General features: G+C 60.0%; 18 protein-coding genes. 9 read left to right on the forward strand and 9 right to left on the reverse strand.

The window, feature by feature from the left end; translation table 11 throughout:
* Positions 1–31: 31 nt before the first annotated feature.
* The 3 genes from P3T17_RS31285 to P3T17_RS31295 all read right to left on the reverse strand — a co-directional run bounded on the left by P3T17_RS31285 (position 32) and on the right by P3T17_RS31295 (position 3,096).
* Positions 32–1,468, reverse strand: a complete 1,437-nt coding sequence (locus tag P3T17_RS31285; protein WP_429410716.1) for an MFS transporter — start codon at positions 1,466–1,468, stop codon at positions 32–34.
* A gap of 99 nt (positions 1,469–1,567) precedes the next feature.
* A complete protein-coding gene (locus tag P3T17_RS31290; protein WP_429410525.1) occupies positions 1,568–1,954 on the reverse strand; it encodes a VOC family protein in 387 nt (128 codons plus the stop codon).
* Positions 1,955–2,196: 242 nt separating this feature from the next.
* Positions 2,197–3,096, reverse strand: coding sequence for a LysR family transcriptional regulator (locus P3T17_RS31295; protein ID WP_429410527.1), 900 nt, complete (start codon positions 3,094–3,096; stop codon positions 2,197–2,199).
* Positions 3,097–3,373: 277 nt separating this feature from the next.
* Here P3T17_RS31295 and P3T17_RS31300 point away from each other — a divergent pair, with 277 nt between their 5' ends.
* Complete coding sequence (locus P3T17_RS31300; protein ID WP_074267367.1) at positions 3,374–3,802, forward strand: MarR family winged helix-turn-helix transcriptional regulator; 429 nt, start codon at positions 3,374–3,376, stop codon at positions 3,800–3,802.
* Entirely contained in the window at positions 3,799–5,202 is a 1,404-nt protein-coding gene (locus P3T17_RS31305) for a DHA2 family efflux MFS transporter permease subunit (RefSeq protein ID WP_429410529.1), read from the forward strand. The genes P3T17_RS31300 and P3T17_RS31305 overlap by 4 nt, the downstream gene beginning before the upstream one ends.
* Before the next feature lie 27 nt (positions 5,203–5,229).
* Here the strand turns inward: P3T17_RS31305 and P3T17_RS31310 are convergent, their stop codons facing one another.
* Both P3T17_RS31310 and P3T17_RS31315 read right to left on the reverse strand, forming a co-directional pair.
* Entirely contained in the window at positions 5,230–5,649 is a 420-nt protein-coding gene (locus tag P3T17_RS31310) for a secondary thiamine-phosphate synthase enzyme YjbQ (protein ID WP_429410531.1), read from the reverse strand.
* Between the two features lie 101 nt (positions 5,650–5,750).
* Entirely contained in the window at positions 5,751–6,137 is a 387-nt protein-coding gene (locus tag P3T17_RS31315) for a hypothetical protein (RefSeq protein ID WP_074267370.1), read from the reverse strand.
* A 314-nt stretch (positions 6,138–6,451) separates the two neighbouring features.
* Between P3T17_RS31315 and P3T17_RS31320 the strand changes: the two genes are divergently transcribed.
* Positions 6,452–7,438: a chemotaxis protein gene (locus P3T17_RS31320; RefSeq protein WP_074267371.1), complete on the forward strand. Its 987-nt coding sequence runs from the start codon at positions 6,452–6,454 to the stop codon at positions 7,436–7,438.
* A gap of 74 nt (positions 7,439–7,512) precedes the next feature.
* Positions 7,513–7,800, forward strand: a complete 288-nt coding sequence (locus P3T17_RS31325) for a DUF1330 domain-containing protein (protein ID WP_074267372.1) — start codon at positions 7,513–7,515, stop codon at positions 7,798–7,800.
* Positions 7,801–7,843: 43 nt separating this feature from the next.
* On the opposite strand, the gene P3T17_RS31330 is transcribed toward P3T17_RS31325, so the two are convergent.
* The 4 genes from P3T17_RS31330 to P3T17_RS31345 all read right to left on the reverse strand — a co-directional run bounded on the left by P3T17_RS31330 (position 7,844) and on the right by P3T17_RS31345 (position 11,836).
* Positions 7,844–8,644: a hypothetical protein gene (locus P3T17_RS31330; protein WP_429410533.1), complete on the reverse strand. Its 801-nt coding sequence runs from the start codon at positions 8,642–8,644 to the stop codon at positions 7,844–7,846.
* A gap of 81 nt (positions 8,645–8,725) precedes the next feature.
* A complete protein-coding gene (locus tag P3T17_RS31335) occupies positions 8,726–9,571 on the reverse strand; it encodes a carbohydrate ABC transporter permease (RefSeq protein ID WP_074267374.1) in 846 nt (281 codons plus the stop codon).
* A complete protein-coding gene (locus P3T17_RS31340) occupies positions 9,568–10,458 on the reverse strand; it encodes a carbohydrate ABC transporter permease (protein WP_074267375.1) in 891 nt (296 codons plus the stop codon). Before P3T17_RS31340 ends, P3T17_RS31335 begins: the two co-directional genes overlap by 4 nt.
* A 145-nt stretch (positions 10,459–10,603) precedes the next feature.
* A complete protein-coding gene (locus tag P3T17_RS31345; RefSeq protein WP_074267376.1) occupies positions 10,604–11,836 on the reverse strand; it encodes an ABC transporter substrate-binding protein in 1,233 nt (410 codons plus the stop codon).
* A 338-nt stretch (positions 11,837–12,174) separates the two neighbouring features.
* On the opposite strand from P3T17_RS31345, the gene P3T17_RS31350 reads away from it, so the two are divergent.
* The 5 genes from P3T17_RS31350 to P3T17_RS31370 all read left to right on the forward strand — a co-directional run bounded on the left by P3T17_RS31350 (position 12,175) and on the right by P3T17_RS31370 (position 18,818).
* Complete coding sequence (locus P3T17_RS31350; RefSeq protein WP_429410535.1) at positions 12,175–12,948, forward strand: SDR family oxidoreductase; 774 nt, start codon at positions 12,175–12,177, stop codon at positions 12,946–12,948.
* A gap of 57 nt (positions 12,949–13,005) precedes the next feature.
* Entirely contained in the window at positions 13,006–14,082 is a 1,077-nt protein-coding gene (locus P3T17_RS31355) for an ABC transporter ATP-binding protein (RefSeq protein ID WP_429288901.1), read from the forward strand.
* A 74-nt stretch (positions 14,083–14,156) separates the two neighbouring features.
* Positions 14,157–15,026 (forward strand): MurR/RpiR family transcriptional regulator, encoded by an 870-nt coding sequence (locus P3T17_RS31360; RefSeq protein ID WP_429410537.1) that lies wholly within the window; start codon positions 14,157–14,159, stop codon positions 15,024–15,026.
* Between the two features lie 253 nt (positions 15,027–15,279).
* Positions 15,280–16,074 (forward strand): substrate-binding periplasmic protein, encoded by a 795-nt coding sequence (locus P3T17_RS31365; RefSeq protein WP_074267380.1) that lies wholly within the window; start codon positions 15,280–15,282, stop codon positions 16,072–16,074.
* Positions 16,071–18,818: a bifunctional diguanylate cyclase/phosphodiesterase gene (locus P3T17_RS31370; protein WP_429410540.1), complete on the forward strand. Its 2,748-nt coding sequence runs from the start codon at positions 16,071–16,073 to the stop codon at positions 18,816–18,818. Before P3T17_RS31365 ends, P3T17_RS31370 begins: the two co-directional genes overlap by 4 nt.
* Positions 18,819–19,259: the final 441 nt, after the last annotated feature.

The raw sequence follows: 19,259 nt of genomic DNA on the forward strand, positions 1-19,259 counted from the left end.
TTGCCTCTGTAGGGATAGCGGCGCCGGTCTGCTAAACGGGATTGATTTCATCCTGGCTACGCCGCGTGGTGCGAGGCCCCAGCGTACGTATGGTGATCGCTACGGTCAGCAATGCCGCCGCGATGATGCCGAACATGGCCCCTGCGCCCCGTTGGTTCAATACCGGCAGCAGGATGAACGGCAAGACGCCGCTGACGAAGCGTGACAGCGAGTAGGTGCTGCCGATCGCAGTGGACCGCACACTGGCCGGAAATATCTCCGACTGATATACGTGGTACGCATTGCTGAATACATTCGATGCGCACGTTGTCAAAATGCCGAAGCACACGATCAACATTGAGTTGTTCGAATAGGCAAAACATAACCCGAAGACTGCGATCGAGAGGATAGACGCGACTACCAGCGTCCGGCGTTCGATCCAGTTGAGAAGCGGAATCGAAAGCAGAGACCCAACGGGATAGCCGAGGAACGACAGCGCGATAAACAACGTCCCGCCTGTGATGTCGTAACCGCGGCTTTTCACCACGGTGCTTGCCAGAGTGCCGAAGCCGTAGTAGCCGAACCCTTGTAGCATATGGAAGATGGTCAGCATTACATAACGCTTGCCGTAAGGCGCCTGGCGCAGTAAAGCAATGCGTTCGCTCAAGCGCATTGGGTGCTGGTGCGGCTTCGCTTCCGGGGTAATGCTCGATACGTTCACACCTGCGCTGCCGGCAAACCTTCGCAGCATGGCGTGCGCCTCTTGCACGCGTCCCTGGGCCAGAAGCCAGCGCGGGCTTTCCGGAAGCTTGTGCTGAACGAACAGGACCAATACGGCACCGAGGCTCCCAATCGCGAGGATGATCCGCCAGCCCGCCACACCGCCAAGGTGCAGCGGATTGAGCCACACTGCAAGGAATCCCACTAACGGTACAGCCACATACGAAGTGGTGTAGGCCCATGCAGCCAGCCGGCCGCGGCGTTCTTTGGGCAGAATCTCGGAGAGGAAGCTATCTGCAACGGGATAGATCGCGCCCACGCCAATGCCGGTGAGCACGCGGCAGGCCACCAGCATTCCGGCGTTCACCGAGAACGCACCGGCCAGCGAAAAGAAGCTATACCAGACGAGGGTGAACAGAAACGCCTTGCGCCTGCCGATACGGTCGGCGATGCTGCCGAGGAGAAATGAGCCCACGAACATGCCAATGAAGGCTGAGGCGAGCAGGAACTTGAAGTCGGTGCTGTGCGGGTTGATTCCGTACTCGCTCTGAAGCGCGGTGCCGATCGAGCTGACGAGAAAGATCTCGTACATGTCGAAGAAGAGGCCAATGCCGATCACCCACACCACGAATCGATGCAGCGAGCCCACCGGCATGTTGTCCATCCAGTCGCCGACTGTGAAGGCATCGGCGGACTGAGGGGCTGCGCTTGCTGCTATGCCTGCTTCGGAGGATGGAAAGGCGGGTTGGGCGCCTGTAGCGGCGCCCATGCCCGGATTGTTGGCATTCATGGTGTCTCCTTGATTTGTAGGTTGTGGTGTCTTGCCGCCCACGGTTCTTATGCCGGGTGCGGAGCTGGGCATTACCAATCAGCTCAGGAGTTCTGAAATCTCGATCAGGTTGAGATCAGGATCTCGCACGTACACTGAACGGATTTTTTGCGTCGCGCCGGTTCGCTCAACCGGACCTTCGACGATCGGCCATTCCACCTTGTTCAGATGCCGGATAACGTCGTCAAGGGGAACGGTGGCGATGAAGCACAGGTCCAGCGCGCCAGGCACGGGCACGTGCGCCTTGGGTTCGAATTCGGCGCCACGGACGTGGAGATTGATTTTCTGGTTGCCGAACCGGAACGCCAGACGGCCTGCGCCGAAGGTTTCGAGTTCCATCTGCATGACCTGCGTGTAGAAATGCCGGGTCGCTTCGGGGTCGACACATGTCAGGACGAGATGATCGAGGTGATCGATCAATGGCATACCAGACTCCTTCTTGAGCAAGAGCGATAACGCTATGTTTCGCATCCTGATGCATTTTCGGGAGCGCGATAATCGATGGATTCTCAAGCAGGCTTTCCTTCCAGGAAAGGCTCCGCTGGAAGGAAGGGCGAGCGGTGGTGGCGCTTTAGAAGGTGGTCTGCATGCCGATTCGGCCAATTGTCTGATGGGTCGTGCTGGAGGGGGCGGCCTTTCAGGCGATCAAGCGGGGCTACGTGTAGGAGCTAGACATCCCGTTCGCGGAAGTGTTCAACCGCCAGGTCAATGAACGCCTTGACCTTGAGCGACTGGAACTTGCGTGTCGAGTAAACGATCCGGAACTCTCGGTCCGCCAGGTGATACTCAGGCAACACGCGCTGCAGGCGTCCAGTGCGAATGTCGTCTTCGACAAGATACGCTGAGAGCGTGGCGATGCCCATCCCGGCTAATGCGCTTTCACGCACCATCCCGATGTTGTTGCACACAAAGCTGGCCCTGGGATGCGCAGCTATAGGCGTGCCGTCGACGGCATGGAAAACGACTTCTTCGTTGCTGTGTTCAGTACGGAATGCCAGGTATGCGTGATTGGACAGTTCCGACGGATGCTGAGGCGAGCCATGCGCCTCGATATAGCTGGGCGCTGCGCAGACGTAAAAGTCGGTATGCGTAAGATGGCGCGAGATCTGGCTCATGCCATGGATCCGGCGTGCCGGAAGGATCCCGAGATCGAACTCCTCCTCGATCAGATCGACCGTGCGATCGGCGAGAACGAATTCGACGACGACGTTAGGATAGGCGCGCTGGTAAGCGGCGAGTACCGGCGCCAGTTTCCGCTGGGCAAAGAGGGCCGGCGCAACGACACGGATTCGCCCAGAAGTGCTCACCGCATTGGCCGAAAGCATCAGGTAGGTCTCTTCGATCTCGCCGAGAATCTGCCGGCAACGCTCCAGATAGATGCGTCCAGGTTCGGTCAGCGACATCTTGCGTGTAGTTCGTTGCAGCAAGCGGGTACCGAGGTGGTCTTCAAGTTCGGAAATGACCCTGCTTGTTCTCGGCACCGCGATATCGAGCGCCTCTGAGGCACGCGCGAAGCTGTTGAATTCCGCAACTTTGACGAAGACCCGCATCGAATTCAGTGCGTCCACCTTGCATTCTCCCGGTCGCTGTTAAGAGCAGGCGTGGCAGCGCTTTGCCCTGGATACAGAAGAGACTTTAGCGGGGAGCGATTCAGTTGTTAGGTCAAGTACTTTCGAAATTCGGACATCCGGCACGCGGGATCGTTGGCGAATCTGAGCCGCGCTGACCGACATCGTGTTTCGTGGCCAGCTAAATTAGAAGTTAATCTTCCAAGTTTACCTTGCAAGTTTGCCTGTTTTTGTCCATGCTGTGTCTCATTGTTCCATCCAGACGTTCCTGAGACATATGTCCAAAAAGCCTTTCGATCAAGCCATCATCGACTTTATGCAAGCCATCGGGATGCTGGTGCGGCGGACTCGCAGCGAATCCTATAGCGACGAGCTTTCGTTCACGGAATCGATGGTCGTATCACGTCTCGCGAAAGACGGTCCCGCCACCACGGCCGATCTTGCGCGTGCCGAGGGTATGAAACCCCAGTCAATGGGCACGACGGTGGCGTCGCTCGAAGAAATGGGCATGATCAAACGCAAGCCGCATGCGACCGACGGGCGCCAGGTGCTGATCGAGCTGACCCAGAAGGCTGTCCAGTTACGCAAGAAAACGGGGGACGCCAAGCGCATGTGGCTGTCGCAGGCGATTGACGCACTCGATGATGAAGAGCGCGAAACGCTCTTCAAGGCCGGCGAAATCATCAAACGGCTGGCGGAAAAATGAGCAGCTCCACCCGAAGCGCGAACACATCGAATCGCATCGATCCAATGGTCTGGCGGGTCGCAGTTGTCGTATTGATCGCGCCAATCATGACGCAAGTCGATTCGACTGTCGTAAACGTAGCGTTGTCGACCATCGGTCAGTCGCTCCACGCGTCGATTGCGTCGGCGCAGTGGATCATCAGCGGCTATCTGCTCGCGATGGCGCTGATGCTGCCACTTAACGGCTGGCTGGTCGACCGCGTCGGCGCGAAGCGTATTTACCTTGCGTGCTTTGCCGCATTCACACTTGCCTCGCTTCTCTGCGGCGCGGCACGCACCATGGACGAATTGATCTGTGCCCGGATCGCTCAAGGACTGGCGGGAGGCGTGCTGACGCCGATGACGCAAATGATGATCGCACGCGTCGCCGGAAAGAACATGGCGCGTGCGATGGGCTATGTCACCGTGCCTATCCTGGTCGCGCCGGTTGTCGGCCCTGTGCTGGCCGGGGCGATTCTCGCGCATGCCACGTGGCCCTGGCTGTTTTACCTCAACTTGCCACTTGGCGTGTTGGGCGTCATCCTGGCGGTTCGACTGCTTCCGCGCGATACGCTTGCAGAGCACAAGCGGCCGTTTGATTTTCCTGGCTTCCTGTTGATCTCGCCAGGTCTCGTAGGCGTCATCTATGGCCTGCAGAACACGTCTATAACGCTCGGAAAATGCACGTTATTGGTGGGTGCGCTGTTTCTCTGCGGCTTTTTCTTTCACTCTATACGTCGCGGCAGCGCGTCGCTGATCGACGTGAGGATTTTCCGCAACCGGATTTTTTCGGTTGCCGCAGCCACGCAATTCTGCGCGAATGGGATCATGTTTGGACGGCAGCTTCTCATTCCGCTCTACCTCATAACCGGTTGCGCGTTGTCCCCCGCTCAAGCCGGCTGGCTGATCTCAGCAATCGGGGTTGGGATGATGTGTTCGTTCCCACTAGTAGGATTCCTGACGGACCGGTACGGTTGCCGCGCGGTCTCTGCCGGAGGGGCAGGCCTCGCCTTTCTTGGCATGCTGCCGTTCCTATGGATGATCGAGCATCAGTTCTCGCCTGTATGGGCAGCACTCAGCCTGTTCGCGACGGGAGCGGGGCAGGGAACGATCAATATACCGTCAATCACCGCAGCCTATTCGTCGATTCCGAAAGACAGGATTCCGCTGGCGAATACAGCGTTAAACATCGCGCAAAGGCTCGGCGCCCCGATTGCGACCACCCTGCTGGCCATGGTCATGTCGCTTTCGATGCATGCCGCAACGAACGCCGAACCGCAGCGGTTTTTTGTCGTGTTTATCGTACTCACCGGTTTTCATTTGATGACCGTGGGCGCGGCAAGCTTCCTGCCCTTAAGGATTCATCGCCCCGCGGAATCTTGAGGCGCACGCGACGAACGGTTCCGTTCATCACTCCCCGATGAGGTGCGCGACGATGTCGCGTGTCTGGGGAAGGCGTCGATGTTCGAACAGGTAGATGCCTTGCCACGTGCCCAAGGTCATGCGTCCATGTTCGACCGGTATGGAAAGCTGCACCTGGGTGAGGGCCGTGCGCAGATGCGCGGGCATGTCGTCGGGTCCTTCGGTGTCGTGTTCGTAGCGGGTGAGGTCTTCGGGCGCGAGCGTGCCGAAGTAGGTTTCCAGATCGCGTCGCACAGATGGATCGGCATTCTCCTGAACGAGGAGAGACGCGGAGGTGTGACGGCAAAACAGCGTCAGGATGCCGGTCTGGACGGACGCTTCATGAACAAACTCACGCACGTCCGCGGTGAATTCAACAAGCCCGCGCGCGGGCGCCTTGACGTGCAAATGGCGAATGGCTTGGTGCATCGAATCGACTCCTGCCTGGCCGGTTTTCGAAGTGTGAGGACGGCGGCGCATCGTGCGAGGAGACGACGGCACCCGCTACTGCGATGAGTATGCCACGCAGCTTACAAGGCCGGACATGACACCACGTTCAGCGGGGCGAGCACGGTGCCGGGCTGCCCCGCACCAGCGGGTTGTCCTTGCGGCGGTGTCGAGATCAGACGCGTGCTGTTTGCCGCGGCATTCGCGAGCACATAGAGTTCGTGGCCGCCGTCGGGCTGCCAATAGGCGCGATACACGCTCCCGTCGACGAATACCTGTAACGCGCCGTGCACCGTCTTGCCACCGCCGACGAAATCAACAGGTTCGCCACTGCGTAGCCGGAAGCCACCATCCGGCTGGTTCGCCCCGCTGGCTCCGACCAGCCTGCCGCATGCGTCGCCCCCATCTGCCGCCCACGCGGCGGTTGAGAGCAGCAAAACGGCCAGCGGGGCAATCGTCTTCAGTTTCATGGCGTGAACTCTTTGATGAGGCCTGCGAAAGGCATTGGGTCGAAAGGTAGCAGCAAGATTCATGACCGCACTTTGCAGCGTCTGATGAATACGCGGCGTGCGAAACGCTTTCGTCTAACGTTTATTGCCTGCTCGCAATCGTTTGCGTGTTGCTCGCAAACCCTTAAAGCGCAGAAAAGCTGCGTAAAACGCCCTGATTGCGCTGAATTTTGGGCGCAGTGCGCCGATAACCAGCTATGAGGCGGGAGCGTTCGATCGGTGTCATGGGCGACATCAACGCGCTGTGCCCGGTAATCGAACCCGGAGAATCAGTAATGGCATCAGAATTGCGCGCGACCGATGAACGTACAAGCTTGACCAGCTCGAACAAGTTCGAATTGCTGCTGTTTCGCCTTGGATCGGTTCCCGATAGCGATGCCCACGAGCTATACGGTATCAACGTCTTCAAGATCCGCGAAATTTCGACCATGCCGAACGTGACGCCGATTATGGGCGCGTCGGAGTTTGTGATGGGCGCGGTGGATATTCGCGGGCAAATCATTCCGGTGATCGATCTGCCGCGACTGATGGGCTGTCAGCCGACGCGCGGCCTGAACATCCTGCTGGTTACCGAGTTTGCGCGCTCTACGCAGGCTTTTGCGGTCGAGGAAGTGGACGACATCGTCCGGCTCGAATGGAACCAGGTGCTGACGGCCGAAGGCGCCGCTGCCGGCAAGTCGGTGACGAGCATTGCGCGTATCGACGGCAACACGGGCGATTCGCGGCTCGCTCAGGTCATCGACGTCGAGCAGGTCTTGCGCGATGTTTTCCCGACCCAACACCCGGCGGTCGATCCCAATTCGGTCGGCGCACATCTGCGCATGCCGCCCGGAGCCAAGATTCTCGCGGCGGATGATTCGGGCTTTGCACGCAAGCTGATCGAACAGGCTTTAGGTGCGATCGGCGCGGAGTACATCATGGCCAAAACCGGTGAAGAAGCCTGGAACATGCTGCAGCAGATCGCGCGCGACGCCCAGGCTCAGAACCTGCGCGCACGCGATAAGGTCGCCCTCGTCCTGACCGACCTCGAAATGCCCGAAATGGATGGCTTTACGCTGACCCGGCATATCAAGGGCGATGCGCGTACTCGCGACATTCCGGTTGTGATTCATTCGTCGCTGACCGGAGCCGCCAACGAAGCGCACGTGAAGAATGCGGGTGCGAACGGATATATCGCCAAGTTCGCGGCCGGTGAACTGGCGCAAGCAATCCGCAAGGCGATCGAGGGGTCGCTGGACGAGCTTCAGGTGCAGACGGCCTGAGCAGCACGGCGGACCATCACGCGCTTTCGTGGCATCATCTGTGGCACCTCCACTCCACTGCAGGAGCGCATGCCATGGCAACGTATATCGTTTTCACCCGCGAAAGCACGCAGGATCAGGCCGAACTCGACATCTATCAAAGCAAGGTGGGCGCAACCTTCAAGGGGCATCCCATCAAGATCCTTGCTGCCTATGGTCCGCAGCAGGTGCTCGAGGGTGACGCGCCTGAGGGTGTCGTGATTGTCGAGTTTCCCACCACGGAAGCGGCACGCGCCTGGTACGACGGTCCTGAGTATCAGGAAGTCAGGCAGCACCGCTTCAAAGGCTCGAAATATCGCGCCGTTCTCGTCGAAGGCGTTTGAGGCGACCGGCGCCGCTCTGGCGGCGCCGAATCAGTTTGCCAAGCTAGTTCGACAAATGCAGGTTCTTCGTTAGCACCGTACCCGTGTGCGGGCTGATCAGCCAGACGGCGCGAATATTGGCGTACAGAACCGAGGCTCGGGTCGTGATGTCGGTCGGCTCGTCATCGGTTGGATCGCTGTGTTCGCGCTTATCGCTCAGGTAGGGCGGCGTCAGGTCACACATCAGCGCAATGGCGAAGTCGCCGTCGACACTGGCGAAGGTCGCTTGCGGGACCGTGAGGTGCGCGCGCACCTTGGTCTTGCTGGATGCGTCGAGCTTGAGTTCAACGAGATCGATCTGTTGGACAAATCCTTTCGCTTTGGCTTCCGGGGCTACCACCAGACCGCGTCCGCTTTGCCCGGCGACTATTTTCTTAAGCACTATCATGCCCGGCGCGTCGTCGCTTGCCAGATCAGTCTTGACGGTCAGGGAATGGTTTTGCGAACGATAGAGCACGCCGTACGGCAGCGGTACGACGAAAACCAGATCGTGATCGAGACCGACCTTGGCCAGGTCGAGATTGGGCGGCGGCTTGCGGGCAGGAATCAGTTCACGTAGACGCTCGGTCAAGGTGGGCCAGTTCGCATGGACGCGCCCTGTCGCCAGCGTATCTCTAACCGCACCGGGGTCGTCGCCGACAACGGGCCGCGCCGCGAAAATATCCGCGCGCGGCGAGACTTGCGCCTGGCTCGCAGCCTTGACATCGGAGGCGGCCTGCAAGGATGCGGCATGTGCAAGCGCCTCGAAGCAGAGCAGGGCGCAAGCAGCGTTGAAGCGAATCAGTCGGGATTTCAGGTTGGACACGACGAAGCCCTCCGGGACGACCGCAGTCTAGCGTAACGGTGACCGGAATGGGCGACGTCTGCGCCTCGTGAGCTTGCCGATTTACTTCACTGCTCCCAAAGCGAGTCCTTTGACCAGATAGCGCTGCAGCCAGGCAAACACCACGGAAACCGGCAAGGTTGCGCACAGCGTCGCGGCCATGACCAGATGCCATTCGACGACGTATTTCCCCGCCACCATATCGGTGACCTGCACGGTGAGCGTCTTGTTTTCGGGCGAACGGATCAGCGTATAAACCACCGCAAACTCATTCCACGCGTTGATAAACGTAAAGATAGCGGTGACGACAATGGCTGGTACGGCCAACGGCAGGAACACCTTGAATACCGCCTTGGCTCTACCGCAGCCTTCGAGCCACGCCGACTCTTCCAGGTCGCGCGGCACGGTCTGAAAGTATGACGACAGCATCCACACCGCGAACGCAATGTTGAACGCCGCGTACGAGACGATGACCGCCAGCTTCGAGTCCACCAGATTGCCGTCGCCGTAGGGAATCATGGCGGCGAGGCGGAACAGGCCGACCACCAGCAGGATGGGCGAGAGCATCTGCGTGACGAGCAGGAACTGCCGGTACAAGCCGCGTCCCTTGAACGGAAAGCGCGCGAGGGCATAGGCCGCGGGCAGGCTGACCGCCAGCGCGAGCGCCATGGAAAGCAGGCTGATCACCACGCTGTTGCGCAACGCCACGCCGAAGTTGGCGGCCTCCCACATATCCGCGAAGTTGCTCCATTGCCAGTGCACCGGCAACCAGCGCGCCGGATAGACGAACACCTCGTTGGCCGGCTTGAGCGCGGTAAACAGCATGATCGCAAACGGGAACAGCACCAGGACGATCAGCGGAGAGAGCGCGAGCCAGCACCACAGCGTGCGTTTCATCTTGAGGCTCATGCGTTCTCTCCTTCTTTTGACGGCTGCATGCGCAGATACAGCATCGAAAACGCGAACAGCATGACCAGCATGATCAGCGACACCGCTGCCGCCTGACCCGGACGTCCAAGCCGGAAGCCGACTTCGTATAGGTAAGTGACGAGGATGTGCGTGCTTTCATCGGGGCCGCCTTGCGTCATGACCCAGATGATCGGAAACGAATTGAACACGTAGATCACATTCAGCAGGATCGCCATGTTGACGAACGGTTTGAGCAGCGGCAGCGTCAGCTTGCGGAACTGCTGCCATGCGCTCGCTCCGTCGATACGCGCCGCTTCGTAGATATCGCCCGGTACGGATGACAAACCGCCCAGCAGGATGGTCACCGTGAATGGAATCGATACGAGAATCCCCACGGCGATCTCGACCGGAAACGCGAGCTCGGGTGTAGCGAGCCAGTGAATCGGCCCGTCGATGAGGCCGAGCCGGTGCAGCGTGACGTTGACCATGCCGTAGTCGTCATTGAAGGCCCAACGCCACACGACGGCGGTCATCGTCAGCGACACGGACCACGGCAGCATCACAATGGTGCGTGCTACGCCGCGTCCATAGAAATCCTGATTAAGCACGAGCGCCACCGGCACGGAGATCAGCACGGTGCCGCCCACCACAAAGAAGGTCCAGTAGACGGTTCGCCTTAGCGCACCGAGAAATTCCGGATCGGCAAAGACGGTATAGAAATTCTTCAGCCCGGTGAAGTCACGGATGGCGCCAAAACGCGAAACGTCGTGCAGCGACTGATACACGATGTTGAAAATCGGATAGCTGATGATAAACAGCGCCAATATCAAACTAGGCGCAATCAGCAACCAGGGCGCCGACAGGCGCGGGGAAGCAGGACGGCTCATGCGTGCTCGATCGTAAGTCGCGCCGGACGCTCGATTCAGCCTCGAGGCCGGTGCAACGGGATGGGCCGGGTACAACACAATGCGCGCCGCTGACAGCAGCGGCGCGCACCGGTCTACATTGACACGTTGTTAAATTACCCTGACATTACTTGCCAAGCGATTCATTTGCCTTTTCGGCTGCCGCGTTAAGCGCAGCGGCCGGCTGGGCCTTGCCAAGGTAGATCGACTGCATGGCGTCGGATACAGCCTTGGCGGTATCTTCCCAACCCGTGATGGTCGGAGCGAACTTCGCGCTCGGCAGCAGCGCGATGAACGCCTTCGTATCAGGATTGTCGAACGCCGGGTCGGTCGCTTCGGCCTTGGTGGTCGGCAGGAAACCTTCCGTGCTCGTGAACTTCACGCGCGGTTCTTTCGTGAACAGATAGTCGAGGAACTTCCAGGCGCTCTTCTTCACCTTCGAGTTCTTGAACATCACGATCGAATCCGTCACTGCATACGTGGCGTGCGTCGTGCCCATCGGGATCGGATCGATGCCGTACTTCAGGTTCGGCGCTTCCTTGGCGATCTGCTTGGAGAGGAACGGAGCCGAGATCACCATCGCCACGCGGCCCTGCTTGAACAGGTTCTGCACGTCTTCACGGCTGTAGCCCGTCACGCCGGGTTCAGTCAGGCCGTCGTCGATCAACGTCTTGTACAGCGTCGCTGCCTTCACGCCAGCCGGCGAGTTGAACGCAGCTTTGCCGTCCTTGCCCACCACTTCGCCGCCGTAGCTCCACAGCGCGTAGTAAAAGTAGACGTCCGTTTCGATTTCCTTGCCTTGCAGACCGAATCCGGCAATGCCTTGCGCCTTCAGCTTCTTCGATGCATCGATCACGTCATTCCAGGTCTTCGGGCCGTTCGGATAACCGACCTTGGCCAGCAGATCCTTGTTGTAGTAGAGCGCGCGGGCGGAGGCGGCGATCGGCAGGCCGTACACCTTGCCGTTGATCTCGCCCGGAGCGAGGAACGGGCCGATGAAGCGGTTCTTGAAGCTCGCATCCATGTAGCCGTCGAGCGGCTCAGCCACATCGTCCTTCACGAAGTCGAGCAGCCAGCGTGTGCCGACGATCGCGAGATCGGCGTTGGCGCCACCCGTGATGTCCGTTTGCAGTTTCTGTTGCAGCGTGTCCCAGCTCACGTCCTCGATCTTGATGGTCGTGCCGGGATTGGCCTTTTCGAAGTCCGAGGCAACTTGCTGGAAGTACGGTGCGGTGGCGTCGCTGTAATGGGCGACGGTCACGCGGACCGTGTCGGCGTGTGCCGCGACGGCCAAACCTGCACACGCGAGCGCTACGGCAATCTTGCCTAGCGCGAAGGAAGCACGGGCTTGCAACGACATTTCTCTCTCCTGTGTCGATCGGAGTTAGCGCTTTAGCGCTTACTCCGGTCCCATCCAACGAAGATGGGGGGTGGTCTGCTGCCGTCGCCGGCTGCTGGGTTATCAAATTGTTTGAAAAAATCCTACAGGAGTTAAAAAATGTTGTCACGTAGGGTCTACGATATTTTTTATCTGGGTCGTTTGTGCTTAAGATGCTGTAAAGAAGGCGTATTTTGTGCGGTGCGAAGACCGGCGTAGAATCCGCCGAGGCGCTCAGAATAAGCGGTTTGAGTGGTTTGTGTTGGAAATTTACAGGGTGCGAAGGGTTTGGCGCCGGTCAGCCGAGGGTGAGGGAAGACATGAATCGAGTGGTTTTGGTCACCGGCGCCACTGGCGGGATCGGTAGCGCGCTGTGCCGGCGTTTTGTCGAGCAGGGCGATACCGTGCTCGCGCTCGACCTCAACCCGGCCGCGCTCGATGCGCTTGCCGCCACGCTGGGCGCAGACCGAGTCACGCCGGTCGTGGCCGATCTGGCGGACCCCGCGTCTGTGCAGGCGGCGGTCGCGCAGGCGGTCAAGCAGCGCGGGCCGGTCGACGTACTGGTGGCCAACGCGGGCGGCGCAAAATCGCCAACGCTGGCTACCACCGACATCGCCAGCTGGCAACGCGACGTGAACCTCAACCTGAATGGCACGTATTACACGGTAGAAGCCGTGCGCGCCTCGATGATCGAGCGCCAGCAGGGCGTGCTGGTGCTGATCGGCTCGGTCAACGGGCTGGCGTCGCTCGGTCACCCGGCCTACAGCGCCGCGAAAGCCGGCTTGATCAGCTATACGAAGGCGCTGGCGCTGGAACTGGGCAAATACGGCATCCGCGCGAACATCGTCTGCCCGGGCACCGTGAAAACAAAGGCGTGGCAGGCGCGTGTCGACAAGAATCCACAGGTCTTCGAGAACCTGAAGAAATACTATCCGTTGCGCGACTTCGCAACGCCGGAGGACATCGCCGACGCGGTGCAGTTTCTCGCCTCGCCGATGGCGCGCGTGATTACCGGCGTGGCTTTGCCGGTCGACGGCGGCCTGATGGCAGGTAACCGGCTGATGGCCGAGGATTTGACGCTCGAGACGTTTTGAACCAGATGAACGTGGTGCGCGCACCTTGCGGTTGCACCGGACGACGATGAGGACAGCATGGCAGCAGTGCAACTGAGCGGCATTTTCAAGCGTTACGGCGACACCCAGGTGGTGCACGGCATCGATCTGAATATCGACGACGGCGAATTCGTCGTGCTGGTCGGGCCGTCGGGTTGCGGCAAGAGCACGCTGATGCGCATGGTGGCCGGACTCGAGGAGATCAGCGGCGGTGACCTGATGATTGGCGGCACACGCGCCAACAGTCTCGCGCCGCAGCAGCGCAATATCTCGATGGTGTTCCAGAGCTATGCGTTGTATCCGCATCTTTCGGTCTACGAAAATATCGCCTTCGGCCCACGCATCCGTAAGGAATCGTCCAGCAGTTTCAAGCCGCGCATCGAAGCCGCGGCGAAGATGCTCAACCTTGGCAGCTATCTGGACCGTTTGCCGCGCGCGCTCTCCGGCGGGCAGCGCCAGCGTGTGGCGATGGGCCGCGCCGTGGTGCGCGAACCGTCTTTGTTTCTGTTCGACGAACCGCTGTCGAATCTCGACGCCAAGCTGCGTGTACAGATGCGCACCGAGATCAAGGCACTGCACCAGCGGCTGAAGAACACGGTCATCTACGTCACGCACGATCAGATCGAAGCGATGACGATGGCCGACCGGATTGTCGTGATGAACGCGGGACGTATCGAGCAGATCGGCCGGCCGCTGGATCTGTACGACCGGCCGGCGAACCTGTTTGTCGCTAGTTTTCTCGGCTCGCCTTCGATGAATTTCGTCGACGGCGTGCTGACGAGCGGCGCAAGCGGCCTCGCGCTGAAACTGGCGGACGGCAGTGAGGTGGCCTTGTCGCAGACACCGTCCTCCGCCAAAACCGGCGCGAAGGTTACGCTTGGCATTCGACCCGAGCACATTGATGTCGTGGCGCCGCCGGAAGGCGTCTCCATGGAGGTCGAAGTGGTCGAGCCAACTGGCGCCGAGACCCACTTGTACGGGAAAATAGGCGGCAGCACGTGGTGCGTGACGACGCGCCAGCGCTCGACCATCGAGCCTGGTCAGCGCGTGGCGCTACGCTTGCCGGCTGGACACATTCACCTGTTCGATACGGAGAGTGGACGCAGGCTCGACTGAAATCGCGTGTGGCCGCCGTTTTGAGTTGTACGAAGCGCGGATTCCAGACCTTGAACCCATAAGGAAACACACGGGTGTCCGCTCCCAACCTGATTCCCCACATTCGCGGTGCGTTGACCGAGTTACGCCCAGCCGAGCGCAAGGTCGCCGACATGGTGCTGAGCGACGTCGACTTCGCCATGCGCGCGAGCATTACGGAGCTCGCCCAGCGCGCGGACGTGTCCGAGCCTTCAGTCACGCGCTTTTGCCGCGCGGTCGGCGCGAATGGCCTGCGCGACTTCAAGATGCAACTGGCGCAGAGCGTGGCGGGCGGTTTGCCGTATGCGTCCACGGCCGTCGCACGGGATGACGACATCAAGACCTTGCTCGACAAGGTCGGCGAAGCGGCGGTCGACGGCATCACACATGCGCGCGAGGCGCTCGATCCAGTGGTGGTCGAAGCGGCGATTGCGAGCCTGGCCAGCGCGCGTCGCGTGTATTTCTTCGGCGTAGGATCAGGCTCGGGACTGGTGGCCCAGGATGCGGCACTGCGCTTCCTGCGACTCGACATCGCCGCCAGCGCTTTCGTCGACGGTCATCTGCAACGCCTTTATGCGGGGCTTCTCGAACCCGGCGACGTGGCGTTCGCAATTTCGCACTCGGGGCGCAGCATCGAGGTGAACGAAAGCATCCAGATCGCCAAGGAGCGCGGCGCCACGACCATTGCGCTGACCAATGTCGGCTCGCGGCTTGCGTGGCTCGTCGACATTCCACTGCTGCTGCGCGTGCCGAGCGCGATCGATCCACACACACCGGGCGTATCGCGGCTCGTGCATCTGTGCATCATGGATGCGCTGGCTATCGGCGTGGCCCTCAAGCTTGGGCCCAAGACCCTCGAAAAGATGCGCCATGCCAAGGCACGCCTGTCGCATGAGTCCGAGCCTGCAGCGGGCGAATCGTCCTAGCGGCGTTCGCCGCTTTCTTTCCCGCTTTCTTTCCCATTACCCTCAAGAATCGCCAGGGGCTGCCGTTAATGCGTACGGAGCGCTTTTGGATTGAATCTTTTAGCGATTCGAGCGGATAGGTGTAAGCTGGCATCCGAAAAAATCCGCATTTAATCAATTGCTCTCAATGCGACGGGGACGGCAAAATCCGAAGGCGGAGTCGTTTTCGACGGAATTGAAGGCGGTATCCTGGTCACCTTCACATGGAGACGCTGTGATTCGACGCGGCCTCGGGGGTCTGCTGCTCGCATTGAGTTGCCTTGGCAGCGCAATGGCGGCTGGTCCGACCTGTTCCCGTTCGTTTACGCTGGCGTTGCACGATCACGGTCTGCTCTATTCGGTCGACACCGACACGGGCATCGACAAGGACTTCGCCGACGAGCTGATCCGTCGCAGCGGTTGCCAGATCAGAGTCAGCCTGATGTCGCGCGCGCGCATCTGGAAGCTGATCGAATCTGGCGCGCTCGATTTCAGCCTGTCCGGGATTGCCAATGACGAGCGTAATCAGTACGCGGATTTCGCCTGGTACTTCAGCGACAAATACTATTTGCTGGTGCGCAAGGATGCCGGCATTCGCCAGTTAAGCGATTTCGAGCACAACGACCAGTTTCAGCTCGGCGTTATCCGCAGCTTCCGCTATAGCGAATCGGCCAACCGGCTGGTTGACGATCTGACGGCGGAAAACCGCGTTAGCCAGGCCGGCGGCCTGGACCCGCTGTATAAGGCGCTGCTTCTGGGGCAAATCCAGGGGATGATTATCGAGCCCTTCGATTACCCCGCTATCGATGAAACGAAAATTCGCGATGTGACCACTATCGTGGAGTTCAACGATCCCGCCGTACCGCACGGCGTGATCATGTCGAAGAGGTCGCTGTCGCCGGCCGAGCGGGAGAAATGGCGGGCGCTGGTAAATGAAATGCGTGCGGACGGCACCGTACGGCGGATCTTCCAGAAGTATTTCAAACCTGACCTCGCCGATTCGATGGTCGACTTCCAGACGCCGCCGTGAGCTGGACGCGCCTTATCCTGCTGCCACTCCTGGTCTTGTCCACTTCACTCAGTGTGACGTGGGCACTTTGGGACCATGAGCGGCAAGCTGCGCGCCATGAACTGCTTACCCAGTTCGACTTCTCGCTGGGCGACGCTGTCAGCCGGATCGAACAGCGAATGGGCACGTATGAGCTGTTGCTGCGCGGCGTGCAGAGTCTGTTCAGCGCGACCGGCACGGTGGACCGCGAGCGCTTCCACGATTACGTCAGCACGCTTGATCTCGACGCCAACTTCTCGGGCATTCAGGCCATTGGCATCGTCACGTGGGTGCCGGCGGCGCAAAAGGCCGACCACATCGCCGCCATGCGCCAACAGGGCCTGCCCGACTATACGATCCAGCCTGACGGCTCGCGCGAAAACTACGCGCCTATCATCCAGCGTGAGCCTTATATTGGCCTCAATCGCGCGCCGCCTGGCTTCGATGGCTGGACCGACCCGGCGCGGCGCCGCGCCATGGAGCGGGCGCGCGATTCCGGCATGGCGGCGATCTCAGGGAAGGTTCGCCTCTCGGTGGATTCCGAGGCCACGCCTCGCCCCGGCTTCGTCCTGTACCTGCCGATCTACGCACCCGGGCAGTCGCAGGACAGCGTTGCCCAGCGCCGCGCTCACCTGATCGGCTGGGTCTATGCTTCGTTCCGCATGCGCGACGTGATCGCCAGTTTGTACGGCGAGCAGCCTCCCGGGCTGACCATCGCGATCTACGATGGCATCGAGCCTTCGGCCGCGACGCTGGTGTATAAGACAGCCGATGCGGGCGGCCATCATTTGCCCACGGATATTTCGGCCAACGAATATCTCGTCGTCGACGGTCACGACTGGACGCTTTCGATGAGCGCCCAGGACGATTTCAATGCCCGCTTCGGCCGCAACACAGCCCTGCTGATTGCCGCTATCGGGACGGGCCTTAGCCTGATGCTGACCGTCCTCACCTGGCTCATGATGACCGGCCGCGGCCGCGCGATGCGGCTCGCCTCGGCGATGACGAAAGAACTGCGTGACAACGAGGCCGAGCTTCGCATCGCCGCGGTTGCGTTCGACTCGCAGGAGCCGATGATGATCACCGACGCCGACGCCAAAATTCTGCGCGTGAACTCGGCGTTCACCGCATGCACGGGCTACACACCCGAGGAAATTGTGGGCCAGACGCCGCGCGTATTTCAGTCGGGTCGTCACGACGAAGCGTTCTTCCGCGCGATGTGGGAAGCGATTCAGTGTGACGGCGCGTGGCAAGGGGAAGTCTGGGACCGTCGCAAGAATGGCGAAATCTACCCGAAGTGGCTGACGATTTCCTCGGTGAGAGGCGACGATGGGGCTATCAGTCACTATGTCGGCACGCATCACGACATTACCGAGCGCAAGATCGCGGAAGAGCGAATCAAGGAACTGGCGTTCTTCGACGCGCTGACCCGCTTGCCTAACCGGACCTTGCTGCTGGACCGCCTGAAGCAGGCGATTACCGCGAGCGCGCGGAGTGACACGTGCGGCGCCTTGCTCTTTATCGATCTGGATCACTTCAAGACGCTAAACGACACCCTGGGCCACGACAAAGGCGACTTGCTGCTGCAGCAAGTCGCACAACGCCTGGCCGCGAGCGTACTCGAGAACGACACAGTGGCCCGCGTAGGGGGCGACGAGTTCGTCGTGGTGGTGGGGAGCCTGCACGAGAATCGCGAGGAAGCCGCCACCCAGACCGAAACGCTGGGCGAAAAAATTCTCGCTGTCCTCGGTAGTCCGTATCAACTTGGAGACATTGAATATCGCAGTACCGCGAGCATCGGCGCCACCGTGTTCAAGGGACATCAGACGTGCATCGACGAACTGCTGAAGCAGGCAGACCTCGCAATGTACAAGTCCAAGGAAAAGGGCCGCAATGCGGTGTGTTTCTTCGATCCGGACATGCAGACCGTTGTGTTGGAGCGGGCCGCGCTGGAAGCCGGGTTGCGCAATGCGATCGAGGCCAATCAGTTCCTGCTGCACTACCAGGCGCAGGTCGACGGCACTCGCGTAACGGGTGCGGAAGCGCTGGTGCGCTGGCAGCATCCCACGCGCGGTATCGTCCCGCCTGCCGAGTTCATTCCGTTGGCGGAGGAAACCGGTCTGATCCTTGCCCTCGGAAGCTGGGTCATGGAGGCGGCCTGCATGCAACTGGCGCAATGGGCCACGCGTGCGGACATGGAACATCTCACGATTGCAGTGAACGTCAGTGTCCAGCAGTTCCGCGAACCTGATTTCGTGGACAAGGTTTTGACCATCATTGCCCGCACGCGCGCGAGGCCAGACAGGTTGAAGCTTGAGTTGACCGAGAGCGTGCTGGTCGACAACGCACAGGACATTATCCAGAAGATGGCGGCGCTCAAGGCGAAAGGCGTGGAGTTCTCGCTCGACGACTTTGGCATTGGTTATTCATCGTTGTCCTATTTGAAGCGTCTGCCATTGGATCAGTTGAAGATCGACCGCTCATTCGTGCGCGATGTGCTGGTCGATCCGAACGACGCCGTGATTGCCCGCGCCATCATCGCGCTTGCACAGAGCCTCGGCCTCGGGGTGATTGCCGAAGGCGTGGAGACCGAGGCGCAGCGTGACTTCCTCGCCGGAGCAGGATGTCACGCGTATCAGGGGTACTACTTCTGCCGGCCGCTTCCGATCGAGGGCTTCGAAGAGTTTTTGAGCACGCTCGAGGCCCGGCAATGTGTGGCCGAGTAGGCTACTGATGCGTTCGCGCGTTGACAGTCCCATTCACGAACGTAGGAGACGACGGCGGAGATAGAAACGGTCCGCGCCCGGATTCCGGGTGCGGACCGTTTTTACTGCGTAACCGCGCATCGTTATTTTATGTCGCGGCTTTTTATAGGCTCTCAGGTTCCAACGGATACAGCCGTACTGCAGGAAAAAATGTACTCCCGGCTGTATTTTCTAAGCAAGCAAAAATTTCTGGGTCAAACCCTGGTGATGGGTAATAAATACCTGACTGCACGCGAGATAGGGTGTGCGTAGATTCTTCCAGGTTGAGCAGGCGGGGATATAGCAACGCCATGGGCGATCAGGCGCAGGAACGAAGCCTGATAATTCTGGAAACCAGGCAATCCTGAAGATGCCTTATGGATCGACTTTCAGATGGCGTATGAAGATCGGGGCGCAGCCTGC

Origin of the sequence: Paraburkholderia sp. GAS82 (assembly GCF_050436285.1) — a bacterium.
Taxonomy (GTDB): Bacteria; Pseudomonadota; Gammaproteobacteria; order Burkholderiales; family Burkholderiaceae; genus Paraburkholderia; species Paraburkholderia phenazinium_B.

What these genes read in the sequence shown, in the direction of transcription:
- P3T17_RS31285 (WP_429410716.1), bottom strand. Translation starts at nt 1,468, where the DNA reads ATGGGCGCCGCTACAGGCGCCCAACCCGCCTTTCCATCCTCCGAAGCA.
- P3T17_RS31290 (WP_429410525.1), bottom strand. Translation starts at nt 1,954, where the DNA reads ATGCCATTGATCGATCACCTCGATCATCTCGTCCTGACATGTGTCGAC.
- P3T17_RS31300 (WP_074267367.1), top strand. Translation starts at nt 3,374, where the DNA reads ATGTCCAAAAAGCCTTTCGATCAAGCCATCATCGACTTTATGCAAGCC.
- P3T17_RS31305 (WP_429410529.1), top strand. Translation starts at nt 3,799, where the DNA reads ATGAGCAGCTCCACCCGAAGCGCGAACACATCGAATCGCATCGATCCA.
- P3T17_RS31310 (WP_429410531.1), bottom strand. Translation starts at nt 5,649, where the DNA reads ATGCACCAAGCCATTCGCCATTTGCACGTCAAGGCGCCCGCGCGCGGG.
- P3T17_RS31315 (WP_074267370.1), bottom strand. Translation starts at nt 6,137, where the DNA reads ATGAAACTGAAGACGATTGCCCCGCTGGCCGTTTTGCTGCTCTCAACC.
- P3T17_RS31320 (WP_074267371.1), top strand. Translation starts at nt 6,452, where the DNA reads ATGGCATCAGAATTGCGCGCGACCGATGAACGTACAAGCTTGACCAGC.
- P3T17_RS31325 (WP_074267372.1), top strand. Translation starts at nt 7,513, where the DNA reads ATGGCAACGTATATCGTTTTCACCCGCGAAAGCACGCAGGATCAGGCC.
- P3T17_RS31335 (WP_074267374.1), bottom strand. Translation starts at nt 9,571, where the DNA reads ATGAGCCTCAAGATGAAACGCACGCTGTGGTGCTGGCTCGCGCTCTCT.
- P3T17_RS31340 (WP_074267375.1), bottom strand. Translation starts at nt 10,458, where the DNA reads ATGAGCCGTCCTGCTTCCCCGCGCCTGTCGGCGCCCTGGTTGCTGATT.
- P3T17_RS31345 (WP_074267376.1), bottom strand. Translation starts at nt 11,836, where the DNA reads ATGTCGTTGCAAGCCCGTGCTTCCTTCGCGCTAGGCAAGATTGCCGTA.
- P3T17_RS31350 (WP_429410535.1), top strand. Translation starts at nt 12,175, where the DNA reads ATGAATCGAGTGGTTTTGGTCACCGGCGCCACTGGCGGGATCGGTAGC.
- P3T17_RS31355 (WP_429288901.1), top strand. Translation starts at nt 13,006, where the DNA reads ATGGCAGCAGTGCAACTGAGCGGCATTTTCAAGCGTTACGGCGACACC.